Origin of the sequence: Paenibacillus sp. FSL M7-0656 (assembly GCF_038003225.1) — a bacterium.
GTDB lineage: Bacteria > Bacillota > Bacilli > Paenibacillales > Paenibacillaceae > Paenibacillus > Paenibacillus amylolyticus.
The window spans coordinates 1,433,547-1,448,276 of record NZ_JBBOOT010000001.1 but is presented as its reverse complement, the minus strand read 5'-3'; the positions used below and the strand labels follow the sequence as shown (position 1 = coordinate 1,448,276).

At 47.5% G+C, this 14,730-nt stretch carries 14 protein-coding genes; 10 read left to right on the top strand and 4 right to left on the bottom strand.

The features are described from left to right. Window positions 1-57: 57 nt before the first annotated feature. From MHI01_RS06010 to MHI01_RS05990, 5 genes are all read left to right on the top strand, one after another. Window positions 58-786, top strand: a complete 729-nt coding sequence (locus MHI01_RS06010) for a (Fe-S)-binding protein (protein ID WP_017688927.1) — start codon at window positions 58-60, stop codon at window positions 784-786. Then, window positions 783-2,300 carry a LutB/LldF family L-lactate oxidation iron-sulfur protein gene (locus MHI01_RS06005; RefSeq protein WP_101313898.1) on the top strand — a complete coding sequence of 506 codons (1,518 nt, stop codon included), beginning with the start codon at window positions 783-785 and terminating at the stop codon, window positions 2,298-2,300. The genes MHI01_RS06010 and MHI01_RS06005 overlap by 4 nt, the downstream gene beginning before the upstream one ends. Beyond that, window positions 2,290-3,015, top strand: a complete 726-nt coding sequence (locus tag MHI01_RS06000) for a LutC/YkgG family protein (protein WP_101313899.1) — start codon at window positions 2,290-2,292, stop codon at window positions 3,013-3,015. Before MHI01_RS06005 ends, MHI01_RS06000 begins: the two co-directional genes overlap by 11 nt. Window positions 3,016-3,230: 215 nt before the next feature. Continuing rightward, the gene (locus tag MHI01_RS05995) at window positions 3,231-3,785 is read left to right on the top strand and encodes a glutathione peroxidase (RefSeq protein ID WP_101313900.1); all 555 of its coding nucleotides are present in this window, start codon (window positions 3,231-3,233) and stop codon (window positions 3,783-3,785) included. Between the two features lie 299 nt (window positions 3,786-4,084). Next, on the top strand, window positions 4,085-7,258 hold the full coding sequence (locus tag MHI01_RS05990; protein WP_340982755.1) for a bifunctional cytochrome P450/NADPH--P450 reductase: 3,174 nt from the start codon (window positions 4,085-4,087) through the stop codon (window positions 7,256-7,258). Between the two features lie 199 nt (window positions 7,259-7,457). Here MHI01_RS05990 and MHI01_RS05985 read toward each other — a convergent pair whose 3' ends face one another. Next, entirely contained in the window at window positions 7,458-7,880 is a 423-nt protein-coding gene (locus MHI01_RS05985) for a hypothetical protein (protein WP_101313901.1), read from the bottom strand. Window positions 7,881-8,003: 123 nt separating this feature from the next. On the opposite strand from MHI01_RS05985, the gene MHI01_RS05980 reads away from it, so the two are divergent. Beyond that, a complete protein-coding gene (locus MHI01_RS05980) occupies window positions 8,004-8,348 on the top strand; it encodes a hypothetical protein (protein ID WP_017688921.1) in 345 nt (114 codons plus the stop codon). 176 nt (window positions 8,349-8,524) lie between these two features. Here MHI01_RS05980 and MHI01_RS05975 read toward each other — a convergent pair whose 3' ends face one another. The 3 genes from MHI01_RS05975 to MHI01_RS05965 form a co-directional block, all read right to left on the bottom strand. Then, window positions 8,525-10,180 (bottom strand): MGH1-like glycoside hydrolase domain-containing protein, encoded by a 1,656-nt coding sequence (locus MHI01_RS05975; protein ID WP_340982754.1) that lies wholly within the window; start codon window positions 10,178-10,180, stop codon window positions 8,525-8,527. A gap of 30 nt (window positions 10,181-10,210) precedes the next feature. Then, window positions 10,211-10,357: a hypothetical protein gene (locus MHI01_RS05970; RefSeq protein ID WP_405159145.1), complete on the bottom strand. Its 147-nt coding sequence runs from the start codon at window positions 10,355-10,357 to the stop codon at window positions 10,211-10,213. 142 nt (window positions 10,358-10,499) lie between these two features. Continuing rightward, a complete protein-coding gene (locus MHI01_RS05965; protein WP_340982753.1) occupies window positions 10,500-11,789 on the bottom strand; it encodes a Gfo/Idh/MocA family oxidoreductase in 1,290 nt (429 codons plus the stop codon). Between the two features lie 127 nt (window positions 11,790-11,916). Here MHI01_RS05965 and MHI01_RS05960 point away from each other — a divergent pair, with 127 nt between their 5' ends. Genes MHI01_RS05960 through MHI01_RS05945 form a run of 4 tightly spaced genes read left to right on the top strand, consistent with a single transcriptional unit; the run spans window position 11,917 to window position 14,711 of the window. After that, on the top strand, window positions 11,917-12,819 hold the full coding sequence (locus tag MHI01_RS05960) for an AraC family transcriptional regulator (RefSeq protein WP_127546221.1): 903 nt from the start codon (window positions 11,917-11,919) through the stop codon (window positions 12,817-12,819). Further along, window positions 12,816-13,262 (top strand): RidA family protein, encoded by a 447-nt coding sequence (locus MHI01_RS05955; protein ID WP_047842646.1) that lies wholly within the window; start codon window positions 12,816-12,818, stop codon window positions 13,260-13,262. Before MHI01_RS05960 ends, MHI01_RS05955 begins: the two co-directional genes overlap by 4 nt. 8 nt (window positions 13,263-13,270) lie before the next feature. After that, window positions 13,271-13,861, top strand: coding sequence for a GNAT family N-acetyltransferase (locus MHI01_RS05950; protein ID WP_127546225.1), 591 nt, complete (start codon window positions 13,271-13,273; stop codon window positions 13,859-13,861). Window positions 13,862-13,874: 13 nt separating this feature from the next. Next, on the top strand, window positions 13,875-14,711 hold the full coding sequence (locus tag MHI01_RS05945) for an aminoglycoside phosphotransferase family protein (RefSeq protein WP_127546229.1): 837 nt from the start codon (window positions 13,875-13,877) through the stop codon (window positions 14,709-14,711). Window positions 14,712-14,730: the final 19 nt, after the last annotated feature.

Here is a 14,730-nt window from a genome sequence, read left to right as displayed (position 1 = left end):
CAGTGTAAATATTCATAGTAAATTTATCTACTAATCAGTTAATAGGAGCGTGTAATTATGAAGGTCTCCTTATTCATTACCTGCCTCAGCGATGCCATCTATCCCCGAGTGGGGGAGGCCATGGTCAGATTGCTCGCCGCTCATGGCGTTCGGCTGGATTTTCCGCCGGTGCAGACCTGCTGCGGTCAGCCTTCCTACAATAGCGGGTACTGGGATGAGACTCGGGTAGCGGCCAAAACGATTCTTGAAGCGTTTGACGACAGTGATTTTGTGGTATGTCCTTCGGGATCGTGTACGTATATGATTCATCATTATCCCGAGCTGTTCGCGGATGAACCAGTATGGTTGGAGAAGGCAAAACGATTGGAAGCCAAAGCTTATGAGTTTACTCAATTCCTCGTTCAGGTGCTCGGGATAACCGATCTGGGCGCACATTTTCCGCACAAAGTAACCTATCATCCATCCTGTCATGGTAGCCGTCTGCTTGGTGTGAAGGATGAGCCGATGGCGCTGCTCTCTCAAGTAAAAGGTCTGGAATTGGTTCCGCTCCCATTTGCTGAGGATTGCTGCGGGTTCGGGGGCACGTTTGCCATCAAAATGTCCGATATTTCAGGAGCGATGGTGACGGAGAAGGTCGATCATGTCAAAGAGACACAAGCCGAAGTATTGGTGGGGCTGGACATGGCCTGTCTGATGAATATCGCAGGTAATCTGCGTTATCGGAATGAACCGGTGCGTGTAATGCATCTGGCGGAACTACTGTATGAGGGGGTGCGAACAGGATGAGCCAACCGGGAGTTATGGATACTACGGTCAAAGAACGTGCCGGACTGGCCTTGAATGATGATTTTCTGCGAAAAGCAGTCAAATTCACGACAGAACGATTGCGTAACGGCAAGAAGTCTGCCTCAGAAGAACATGGAAACTGGGATGAATGGCGGGAGCGTGGCCGTCAGATTCGTTTGCATACAATTGCGTATCTGGATTATTACCTGAATGAATTTGTGAATAACGCCCGTGCGAACGGGGTTCATATTCATTTTGCAGATACATCGGTGGAAGCAGCGGCGATTGCGCTGGATATTGCGGCGCACAAGCAGGCTTCTACGGTGGTGAAGTCCAAATCGATGGTGTCGGAGGAAGTACACCTGAATCATGTATTGGAGTCGGCGGGCATTGAAGCCATTGAGACCGATCTGGGTGAATACATCATACAGTTGGCAGGTGAAGCCCCTTCTCATATTGTCATTCCAGCCATCCATAAGAACCGCTACCAGATTGCAGAGTTGTTATCGAAGGAAGCGGGTGAAATTCTGGAGCCGGACACAACGGTACTTGCCGGATTTGTTCGCAAAAAGCTACGCGAGAAGTTCCTCGAAGCAGATATCGGCATGACCGGCTGCAATTTTGCGATTGCAGAGACAGGTTCCATGGTTTTGTTCGAAAATGAAGGCAATGCCCGTATGGTATCCACTGTTCCAAAAACGCAGATTACACTGATGGGCATGGAGCGGATCATCCCGTCGTGGACGGATCTGGAGGTCATGGCAACCTTGTTGCCACGCTCCGCAACAGGTCAGAAATTAACGATGTACATGTCAGGCATCACAGGTCCTCGCCGAACAGCGGATGCGGATGGACCGGATGAAATGCATATTATTATCGTGGACAACGGTCGATCCTTACAGCTCGGTGATCCTGAATTCCAGGAGTTGCTGAATTGTATTCGCTGTGGTGCTTGTCTGAATGCTTGCCCAGTATATCGTCATATTGGAGGTCATGCCTACGGTGGAACATACAGTGGTCCAATTGGCGCAGTACTGACACCTGCACTTAATGGCAACATTGATGAATGGAACGATATTGCGGGTGCTTCGAGTCTGTGCGGAGCCTGTTATGAAGCATGTCCAGTTAAAATTCCATTGCATGATATGCTCGTTTATTTACGCAGGCGTAAAGTGGAAGACGGCCATGGAAACAAAATGGAAAGCATGGGCATGAAGGGATTTGCCGCTGTTGTATCCAATTCCAAACGTTTCAGTGCGGCCATACGCCTGGGACAGATCGGGCAGAAGGCAGTTGTACGCAACAACGGCATTTCTCTCAAGTTGGGTCCTCTCAAAGGCTGGAACAAGTATCGGGTTGCCCCAAGTCTCGCCAAGAAATCCTTCCGGCAACAATGGAACAAGCTGGATCAGGAACTGAACCAAGAGCAACCGGCCATGGATTCTTCCGTTCGCAGTCGTATGGAGCAGATTATTCGTGAACGAGAAGAAGGGGAGGATAAGCATGGTCACTGAACATCAGCAATGGCTCGCACAATTGGAGAAGAAGTCCATGGAGAAACAGGAGCAGTTCATGAATGATATTGCTTCGAAATTGAGGAGACCAAGGCAACGCCATGCGCCGACCCAACCCTTTCGGGGAGCACCCGACTTTTGGACTGAACTGGAATGGGATGAAGAGAAGCGTATTCAAGCATTTACAGATAACTTTGTGAGTGTAGGCGCACACATTGCCCGGGTTCAGAACATGGAAGAAGTATCTCAATTTATTGCCAACAAGTCTCATGAACTGAGTGCCAGGTATATCATTCGTCAGAATGAACAGGCGTTACAGGATCTCGGATTGGAAGAGCAGCTTCCGGATGTACAGATCTCAGTCTGGAATAGTCAGGCGGATGAGAACTGGAAGGCTCGGGCAGCTGAGGCTGATATCGGTGTGGTCATGGCGGATTATGCAACAGCATACACAGGCTCGGTTACTGTACTTTCTTCACCGGAAAAAGGTCGTTCAGTCAGTCTCTTGCCTACGGTACTCATCATCATTATTCCAGTAGATCGACTGCACACCAGACTGGGTGAGACGCTGGATCGATTTGACGAAGCGGGGAGAGAGAATCTTCCAGCAGGCATCCACTTTATTTCCGGGCCAAGCCGCTCTTCCGATATTGAAAATGATTTAACCATTGGGGTACACGGACCAGGCATTGTATATGGTTTAATTATGGGTTAACGATGTGTTTAGCGTGATTTAACATCATGATTTTGATAACTGTCCGAGATGCAGTGTGTGACTGCTAAGGGCAGTTTTTTATTTCGTCTACTATAGTTAAAAGCTATTAAAATTATATTTATTATATATTTCACCTATTAATAATGGAGGTGTATAATCCATCTCAAGAGAGAGTTCATATGAGATACAAAAGAGAAAGAGGAGGATGAATACAGATGAGTATATTTTCTTACCAAGTTCCGTTTATGGATAGACACAAGGGTGATTTTTCTGCTTTTAAAGGGAAGGTGCTACTTATTGTGAATACAGCAAGTCGGTGCAGCTACTCCCGGCAATTCAGTGAACTTCAGCAGATGTATGAGAAATATGGTGATCAGGGGCTGGAGATTCTGGCGTTCCCGTGCAACCAGTTTAACGACAAAGAACCTGGTAGTAGCGCTGAGGTAGCTGAGTATTGCAGAAGTCAGTTTCAGATATCCTTTCCGATTTTGGAGAAGGTTGAGGTCGTTGGGCAATCGATGCATCCTGTGTTTCGTTATCTGACTACAGAAGCGCCATTTCAAGGTTATGATCTGGACACGAAGGAAGGAGAGTGGATGGACACCTTTGTGAAAGAGAAGCATCCAGAATTGTATCAAGGTGACGGCATCAAATGGAATTTCACCAAATTCCTGATTGACCGTAATGGGGACATCCATGGCCGTTATGAAACGACAGTTGCTCCATTAGAGATGGAGTCTGTTATTCAGGTTCTGTTAAAGAATTCATAATTATACCTTAATCCCTGTCCTGAGGTCCTATGACTTTGGGACTGTTGAAGATTAGAACTGGAAATGTTAGGGTAAAAGAAGATAACGAAGGGCTCCATTTTTTTTAATCAAAAATGACCAATATACCATTTTGGTCAGTTAGTTCTATTGTGGTTTTATCGTTATCTGGATGAAATATGAAAATGTGCAAAAAATAACTTGAATCTGTTGATCTGAAGAGTAAGTGTAATCGAGTCTGTAAATCAAGTCATTATTTTTTAGTTGTAGAACTCTTAACTTGGAAAGAAGGAGTGAGTGTCATGCCACCAATTTCAGTGCCTCAACCAAAAACATTTGGCCCACTGGGCAATTTGCCGCAATTGAACTTTGAAGAGCCGGTGCAATCCTTGGTGAAACTGGCTGAAGAATACGGACCGATCTTTCGTATGGAGTACCCCGGGCGAAGTGAATTGTATATTTCCGGTCACAAACTGGTCGCCGAGGTAACAGATGAATCCAAATTCGACAAACGTGTTTGGGCACCCCTTGCGAAGGTTCGTGCTTTTGCAGGAGATGGACTATTTACGAGTTGGACCGAGGAGCCGAATTGGAAAAAAGCCCATAACGTACTGCTGCCAAGTTTCAGTCAACGTGCGATGCAGGGATATCACAACAAAATGATTGATCTGGCTGTGCAGCTGGTTCAGAAATGGTCACGATTGAACCCGGATGAGACGGTTAACGTTCCGGATGATATGACACGTCTTACGCTCGACACGATTGGTCTGTGTGGGTTCAACTATCGGTTTAACAGCTTCTATCGGGAAGAACCACATCCATTCATTACGAGTATGGTTCGTGCGTTGGATGAATCCATGAGTTCATTGCAGCGACTGCGTCTGCAAGACAAGCTGATGATCACCAAAAAGAAACAGTTTGAACAGGATATCCGTTCCATGTTCTCTTTGGTGGATCACATTATTGCCGAGCGCAAAGAGAAACCGCAGGAAGGCGCAGATGATCTGTTGTCCCACATGCTCAGTGGCAAGGACCCGGAAACAGGAGAAACGCTGGATGATGAGAACATCCGTTATCAGATTATTACATTCCTGATTGCTGGACATGAGACCACAAGTGGACTGTTATCCTTCGCCGTTTATTATCTGATGAAGAATCCGGATACGCTGGCTAAAGCACAAGCTGAGGTGGATCAGATTCTGAAAGATCCGGTTCCCACGTACAACCAGGTTCGCAATCTGAAGTATGTTCGCATGGTTTTGAATGAAGCACTGCGGTTATGGCCTACGGCCCCGGCATTTTCCCTGTATGCAAAAGAGGACACGGTACTTGCGGGTCAATATCCTTTGCAAAAAGGAGACAGTGTCAGTGTACTTATTCCCAAGCTGCATCGTGACCGCGAAGCATGGGGAGACGACGTAGAGAAATTCCGCCCGGAACGGTTCGAAGATCCGAGCAAAGTGCCGCATGATGCCTATAAACCTTTTGGTAACGGTCAACGGGCCTGCATTGGTCAGCAGTTTGCACTTCAGGAAGCAACGCTGGTACTGGGCATGGTGTTGAAGCATTTTGACTTCATAGATCATTCGGATTATCAGTTAAAAGTGAAAGAAACGCTGACGCTCAAACCGGATAACTTCACAATTCGTGTACGTGCGCGTGGTGGGCAGCCAGTCATGGCCGTTCCGGGTGTAGCGGTTGAAGAACCAAAGCCAGTTGCCAAAAGAACGGAGCCGGATGCAGCCAATGCCCACCACACACCGATGCTTGTTCTGTACGGTTCCAATCTGGGTACCGCTGAAGGCATTGCACGTGAAATTGCAGATACCGCCAGATATCAGGGTTTCCGGAGTGAGGTTGCTACGCTGGATGATCGTGTTGGCAAACTGCCAAAGGAGGGTGCCGTCATTATTGTCAGTGCATCCTATAATGGTCAGCCGCCAAGTAATGCCAAGATGTTTGTCGAGTGGATCGAACATGCAGATGCGAATGAATTCAAGGGTGTGCGTTTCGCCGTTCTTGGATGCGGTGACCACAACTGGGCCAGCACCTATCAGCGTATTCCGCGTTTAATAGATGAACAGTTATCTTCCAGAGGAGCAGAGCGGTTATCACCGCTGGGTGAGTCAGATGCCAGTGGAGATTTCGAGAAACAGGTGGGGGATTGGACAGAGCAATTATGGCCAGATCTCGCACGAACGATGGGACTGAAACTGAACTCAAGCTCCAATAGCGAACGCAGTTCCCTATCTGTACAGTTTGTCAGTGGGCTCGCCGTAACACCGCTTGCGGATACGTATGATGCCCATGTGGCAGAAGTAATTGAGAACAGGGAGCTTCACGACGCGGGCAGTGAACGAAGCACACGTCACCTGGAGATTAAATTGCCTGAAGGCATAACCTACAAGGAAGGGGATCATCTGGGCATTCTGCCACAGAATCCACCGGAACTTGTGGAACGTGTATTGCGTCGTTATGGATTCACCGGAACGGAGCATCTTGTTCTGGATGCATCCGGTCGGAGTGCCGCGCATCTGCCGCTGCAACAACCGGTGAACCTGTATGATCTGCTCAGTCATAGCGTTGAGCTTCAGGAGGCGGCAACTCGTGCGCAGTTGAGAGAAATGGCAGCATACACCGTATGTCCACCGCATAAGAAAGAACTTGAAGCGCTGCTTGATGAATCTGTGTATATGGATGAAGTGCGGAATAAACGGATCTCCATGCTGGATTATCTGGTGAAATATGAGGCATGTGAACTGCCGTTTGAGCGTTTCCTTGAATTATTGCCTTCATTAAAAGCCAGATATTATTCGATCTCCAGTTCACCGCGTGTTCAGCCCGATCAAGCGAGTATTACGGTCAGTGTTGTGCGCGCCCCAGCATGGAGTGGACAGGGAGAATACAAAGGCATTGCGTCCAACTATCTGGCAAACCTGAAACCGGGTGACGAGATCGTCATGTTCACGCGGACACCGGAATCCGGCTTCCAACTGCCGGAGGATGCACAGGTTCCCGTTATCATGGTAGGTCCGGGTACAGGTGTTGCTCCATTCCGAGGTTTCTTGCAGGCAAGGCACGTATTGAAGGAACAAGGTCGTGAGGTTGGCGAAGCCCACCTGTACTTTGGATGCCGGAATCCCGAGCATGATTATCTGTACAAAAATGAATTGGAAGCAGCCCAGCAAGAAGGGCTTGTGAAGCTTCATACGGCCTTCTCCCGTGTAGACGGGGAGGAGAAATGTTATGTACAGCATCTGATGAGAGACGATGCCCGTCATCTGATTCCTTTGTTTGAAGAGGGAGCGCATCTGTATATCTGCGGTGATGGCAGCAAGATGGCACCTGATGTGGAAGCCACACTCCAGCAGGCATACGCTGATATTCATGGCAAATCCGCGAAGGAAGCAGAAGATTGGCTTAATCAGCTTCAGCAGGAAGGTCGTTATGCCAAGGACGTATGGACAGGCATCTGATGTACACATGTGAAGGGTCAGCTTGATCCGTAACTGGCTGAGCGGTGAGATACAGAAGCAGTTCTGTTCTCACCGCTTTTTGACATAAAATGATTCTTCAGCAGATAAGTGGTTGCATGGGTTATAATTATATATTGGAAGGGAGCACCCGTATGCAGACATTTGGGAACCATTGTATGGCTTGCGAAAAGAACCAGCTTTACTTCCGCCTACAAGGCCGTTTCAGTTTTTTTCTTCCAGTGGTTGGCCGATAGATCGACTCGACGCTGGAGAGAGGAAATAATATACGGGAAGGGACTCTGCCTTTTCCCTGGAGTTCAAGATAATCCAGTCCCACGCCCACAAGTCTGATATTGTTAAATGCATTCCTGGAAGGGAAAGTCGTGCGGATTCCCACTCTGACGCCTCGCCGTGTTCGAGGAATATCGAATACCCGAATGGAATTCAGACTGAGTGGAATGAATAACTGCCGGTTTACTTTGATAAACTGCCTTGGATAGACACGACGAATACGTCCCGGTTCCAACCCGGAGAGTGGAGTATTCAGTTCTGCAAGGTGCCCCTGGAGTTCTGCCAGGCGCTGCTGAAGTGTTTTTCCAGTATGGAGATGCTGCCAGCTCATAAGTATTCCTCCGTTCGCCATTTGTACCTAGTATATGAAGGAACGGGGTAGGAAGGTGTACGTTTGATAGCCCATGTTCGTTACGGCTAACGGGGTTTCTTTTATAATAGAGGAGTGATTCACATGATCGTAGAGATGTATAAAGACCTCATTAAGGATGAGCGTGGCAATTATTATCTAGCAGTGCAGATCGAGGGCAATGAGCTTACGCTCGTTAATGCTTTCGTTGAAGCGGCATTCACGCCTGAACTGATCTACAATGAAGAGTTCCGTGCCAAGCATAAGGAGATGGAAGGCGGATTTGTAGGCAAAATTGCGATGGACCTGCTAAGGCATGATGTGGTCATGGGGATGAAGCAAATCGACCGAAAACTGTTGAACCTGTCGGATGTGGAACAGCAGTTCACGGTAAATTATATTGATACGATTGAATTTTATCGTCACCCGGCGTGGAACCGGAAGGTGTAAGGTGAAACTCATCTCCTCTGTAACCAGAGAGAGAATGATTTCCGCAGTGGTAGTCAATTTCTAAATCTTGTGTCCTTATGAATAAGAAATAAAGGAATATAAACGCGCAAAGGGGAAAAGCGCAAGTGCAGGGGAAGTATACCTCGGCAACTTGCGCTTTTTTGCATACAAACAAATTATCGATACGTAGGATGGATGATGCCAATATCGCGTTCGGTGCTCAAACTTCCATCAGCGTAACGCTGCATTTCATTTCCTTTGACCCGAATCGGAATGCGCTCTCCTTGATAGAAGAGCTCTCCCTCGACTGTGCGAACGCTCATTCCAATAACGCCTTCCAGATGTCCACTATGATCCGTCACCAGTCGAATCCCTGACGGGCCATCCAGATGAACCTTGCCTTCCAGATATACCGTCATGCGATCAGGCGTGTTGACCAATTCATATCCTACTTTGTTGACTTTTCGGCTATAAGCCGTGTTGCCAGATACGATCTCACCATGATCTATGTCGATGGGGAGCAGTCCGGTAAACCAGAGCTGATTCGATCCAACAGGCATAATTCCGCATAGTCGCTCCACATAATCGAGGAGACAGAGGATGGAGGGTGAGTACGTCTCGGTAAAACCTTGTTCTCCGGTCCATGGGCTTAGTACCTGACCAAATCGCTTATCTTTGGATAGGGCGGACAAGATAGGCTGCATTACCCAGGTTAGCTCCACATATCGATGATGATACTCGAATGCGTGTGGCGCCCGAATCAGACTCAGGAAATTGGATGCCCCTCCCCAGCTGTTATAGGAGGAAAAGGGATCAAATCTGGGATCATTCATTGAAATCGATGTAAACGGGTATTTAGCGAAAAACTTGCTTGTATTCAACAGGTACCGACGCAGTAGGTTATCGAACAATTCACGGTCACCCACCTCGCAGGCCATTACGCGGAGCAACACATCAGATTGGACTCTGACCAATTCGTCATTACGATCCCGATCATAGAAGAACATATCCTGTTCGTCGTAACAATAACGGAAAAGACTTTCCAGGCTAGACTCGGCTTTTGCTTTCCAATCCGTTCCCGATTCTCCCAGTTCTTCAGCCATACGGGACAGATACATGCGCTGACAATAGATATTGGCGGTCAGATCCGGTGCCAGAAAAGGCAGAATCGGAGAATCCGGATGATAGGCAGAAGCATCATTCATATAAGGTGTATCCGGAACATGCCAGAATCGCGGGGATAAGTCATGTCCGGTGTCAAACGTACTGAAGGCCTCTACACAGCCAGTTCCTCGGGTATTACGGTTGTGGGCAATCCACTCATCGTAACGAACCATAGCCTTATACATCGTGTTCAGGAAAGGCGACTGCTTGCCATGATTGATATGAAGCTGATAGTGGTTCCATACACTGCGTGCCAGCGGAGTGACCAACTGGATTTGCCGGAAAGAGGGTCCGTTTGCCGTGAGTTTATACGGGAGCAATCCATCATCTCTTTGCTGCTTGGCAAATGCGAGGTACGTTGTTTCGGACACAGATGGAAGCAGGCGAGACAGCAGCTCCGCATTGATGGTACCTGTACTCTCTAACCAACAACCCAGATAGATGCCACCTTCTTGTAAAATAGGATCGCTGTCTCCCATGGGCAGGATACAAGCAAGCAAATTCCCCACCGCTGCATAATACGTAGCTTCCAGTTGTCCGCCTGATGCCGCAAACCGGATACCCGACGCATGCCATTCTTGTAATAACTGCTGATCTTCCGGTTTAACTGGCTGAACTTGATCCATAATCGAAATGTTGCGCAGCCGATTCAGTAACTCTTCTGTCATATGTTCCTCCTCACAGTGTCTGGTTTCTGGTTATTGATTCAATTCAAAAATACGAACGGTCCCGTTATAGAAGTCGGAGACAGCTTGCTCCACACTTTTTCGTCCAAATCCGATCTCTTGATTTGTCTTCTGAGCTAACTTGGAGAACTCTGCAAATCCCGGAGGATTGTAACTCACCTCAAAAGGTTCAGTTTTCGTAGCTTCAGAGACAAGGTTTTTACCGAGTCGACTTGCAGATTAGGCACAATAATATAAAAAAGACTGCGTGATATGCGCAGCCTTTAAATGAAATTAATAATGTAGTGCAGACCTGGGGGACTTAGAAACGAACCAGATTATTGACGTTGACAGGCAAACCCGTCGCGATGGCGCGATTGGCAGCAATACCCGTCAGAATGGATCTGGCACCGTCTACGTGGTTCGCAGCACGATGGAACGGATCTTCTACAGGCTCTCCAAACAGATCATTCAGCAGAACCGGGTCACCTCCGCCATGTCCACCTGCTTTCTCTTCCACTTCAACCTCATATGGCGCATCAAACATTGGAAGAACCCGCAACGTTTTACCGATTAAAGCACCTTCTTTACTTTTGTCACCCAATGAATTGACATAGGATTGCTCCACAATGTTCATTTCAATCCGGCCTTTGGTGCCATTAATGGCACTGCGATAACCCTCCCATGGCTGGTAGGCAACGAGGGAGTAGGTCAGAATGGCTTTGTTCCGATACTTCACAAGAACACCCATTGTATCCTCAATGTTGATGCCATCCCCAAATACACTCTGATCGCGCTGGTAACCATCTTCCGATTCGGCATCCAGATACATGGACTTCATATGTGCGTCTGAATCCAAATGCAGTGCAAAAGGGTCATCCTTTGCGATCGGGTTGCCGGTTGCCCGGTTGTAGAATTGCGTTACACCGCGTTCTTCTGCGTTTTCTCTGCCGTAATACATCAGATCACCAAATGCAAACACGGTATCCGGTTGCGAGCCAATCCAGAAATTCACCAAATCGAAGTGATGGGTGGATTTGTGCACGAGTAATCCGCCGCTATTACGCTTGTCCCGATGCCAACGGCGGAAATAATCTGCCCCGTGGCGGGTATTCAGCAGCCATTCAAAGTGAACGGAAGTGACTTTCCCGATGGTATCATTCAGAATAAGTTCTCGAATCTTAGTATGGTGCGGTGCATAACGGTAGTTAAAGGTGACTCTTACGTTCTGGCCAGTCCGCTTGACAGCATCCAGAATCTCCTGACATTTCTCCTCATCGATGGTCATCGGTTTTTCGGTGACAACGTCACAACCCAGTTCCATCGCACGAATGATGTACTTGTGATGGGTGCGGTCAACACTCGTTACGATGACATAGTCAGGCTTCTCGTTCTCAATCATCTGATCAAACTGATCTGCAGGATAAGTGGGTACCTCAGGATACTCGTACTTTTCCTTCAATAGTTGATTCGCGTAGTTCATGCGGACTTGATTTATATCACAAAAGCCGACAAGCTCGGATGTATCCCTGTAATCCCGGGTCAAAGCACCATAAAAAAATTCGGCGCGGCCGCCAGTTCCGACTAATACATAACGTTTTTTGTTACTCATGTCTATCGCCTCCTTGAATATAGCTCTAGACTATAACAAGGGAGTACTTCTTTCGCCGCATTTTATGCGTAACCGCTTTCAAATGCCGCATATTTTGCTATAATTTATGGAAAGGAGAGAGGGCGATATGACAGAACCTTTCAGTGCAGATTTTCATGATCCCTCGGATTTACTGCACATCGAATATGATCGTCGCATTGGATATTTCTCGATGACGGATGACCATCTGCATGATCATTATGAGTTATATTACCTGTTGTCTGGTGAGCGTATCTATTTCATTAAGGACCGGACCTACCGGGTAAAGGCTGGTGATCTGGTGTTTGTTGACCGAAATACGGTTCATAAAACATTGGAGAGTGGCATGCCTGACCATGAACGGATGGTGCTGTATTTGAAGCCTGAGCTTTTTGCAACCATAGCTATTTCCACGGAGTTAGTTGAAGGCTTGAAGGAACCCTTTTGTTGGGAGATTCCTATTGTAAGGTTTCCATCTCAAGTCACGGAGGTTCTAGAACGGATGGTTAGCGAAATGGTGGATGAAATGCTTCGTCCTCAACCTGGAAGCAACCTGTTGCTCCGTCACCGGGCTATTGAATTGTTGCTGCATGCCTATCGTAATCAACACTTGGGCAGGTTAAGCTCCGATGATCGTGAGCCGGTTCTTCATCCCAAGACACAGGCAGTTGTACGTCACCTGAATGAGAACTATCAGAAACCACTGACATTACCGGAGGTGGCGGGCATGTTTCGCATTAGTCCGCATTATCTGAGTCGATTGTTCAAACAAACGACGGGGTTTACCTTCAGTGATTATCTGAATCTGTTACGGGTAAAGGAAGCACAACGTTTACTGCGAGAAAGTGAGGAATCCGTTACGGATATCGCCTGGCTTGCGGGATTCAGTAACTTCTCTCATTTTGGCAAGATGTTCAAACGTACCGTTCAGGTATCACCAAGAGTTTATAGGCAGGAATACAAGGAATCGGGTTCCGTGAGGACCCTAAAAGAGGGAGAGAATATACGATGATTGAAGCGAGATTAAATGAACTGGGGATCATTTTGCCACAGGCAAGCGCCCCCGCAGCGAAATACGCTAATGCCGTTATTGTGAATGGAATCATGTATGTATCCGGGAAAGGACCGGATACCTCCGAACGCGGCAAACTGGGATCAGACTTCACAACAGAGCAGGGGTATGATTTTGCCCGGAATGCTGGACTGGAGGTGCTTGCTGTCGTTCGAGATGTGTTGGGTTCACTGGATCGGGTGAAGAGAGTGGTTAAAGTGCAGGGATTCATTAATGCGTCCGCTTCGTATCAGGAGCATCATAAAGTGCTGAATGGATTCTCGGATCTGATGATGGAGGTATTTGGGGATCAGGGGGTACACGCTCGTTCAGTATTCGGTGCAGTGTCCGTAAGAGATAATTTGCCGTTGATCATTGATTCTATTTTTCAAGTGGAGGAGTAGGTATAACGATGACAGAATCGTCTTCATTTAATCCAATTATGCTAACGATTCCCGAGAGCTTCCATACGAAACGCCTCTCGATTCGAGCACCACAGTGGGGGGATGGCGTAGCCGTTAATGAAGCGGTCCGTGAGAGTGCGGAGCAGCTACGGTTGTGGTTACCTTTTGCCGAGAAAATCCCTTCATTGGAAGAGTCTGAAGTGACTGTTCGCAAAGCAAGGTTGCAATATCTGGAACGTACCGACATGATGTTACATTTGCGTGATAGACATACGGATGAATTCGTAGGCAGCAGCGGGTTACATCGTATTGACTGGAATGCACGCTGTTTTGAGATCGGTTACTGGATTCGAACATCGCGAACTGGTGAGGGTTTGATGACAGAAGCGGTGAAAGGCATTGAGCAATTTGCCATTACTCATCTGGGGGCGAATCGGCTGGAGATCCGCTGTGACGCCCGCAATGTGCGAAGTGCCAAAGTAGCCGAACGAGCGGGTTATACACTGGAAGGTGTACTGCGCAAGATGAGACGTGACAGCACAGGTACGCTGGTCGATTGTATGGTTTTCTCCAAAATCAGAGGCAGTGAGTTCGAGTAAAGGGAGGGTAGATATGGAGCGAATCGGTCAAGGAAGAACTGCGGAAATCTATGCGTATTCGAACGAGCACATTATGAAGTTATATCGAATGGATTTTCCTCACGAAGCCGTCCAGAATGAATTTAGAATAAGTGAGTTGGCATTCAAAAAAGGACTCCCCGTCCCACAGGCAGTATCCTTAATAGAACATACTACATCGCGAGCAGGCATCGTTTTTGAGCGAATCCAGGGGATTACCCTGTTATCACTTATCATTCAGCAACCGGAGTTACTAGAGCAGCTGGCGTTTAAAATGGCTGACTGCCATTACAGACTTCATTGCGAGCGAGATGATGAAGGAACACTCCCCTCCCAGAAGCAGATTTTATCTGGAGCGATTCACAATGTTCAATTATTGTCGGAGGACGATCAAGCGCGAGTCCTTTCTTACTTAACAACATTGCCTGATCAGCAACAGATCTGTCATGGCGATTTTCACCCTGATAATGTTATGCTCAGTGAGGCTGGCGATCAATACTGGGTCATTGATTGGATGACTGGTATGTCGGGTGATCCTGCGGGTGATGTGGCTCGAAGCTGGGTAATATTAATGAGTGCCACATTGCCGGAAGATATAGATCCTGCTATACGAATGGGGTTTGAAACGGCTCGTGAATCGCTGGTCGAATTTTACATCCATCATTATATGCAACTTTCCGGGATTACACGTGAAGCAATAGAGTCCTGGATGCTGCCAGTTGCTGCCGCGCGTCTTGACGAGGATTTGCCCGCTCAAGAGGTGGAACAGCTGCTCAAGTTTGTTCAGGAACGAATTCGTCGGTTAGACGAATCTAATGATTTTTATATATAAGGGTAGAGAAAGAGAGGGG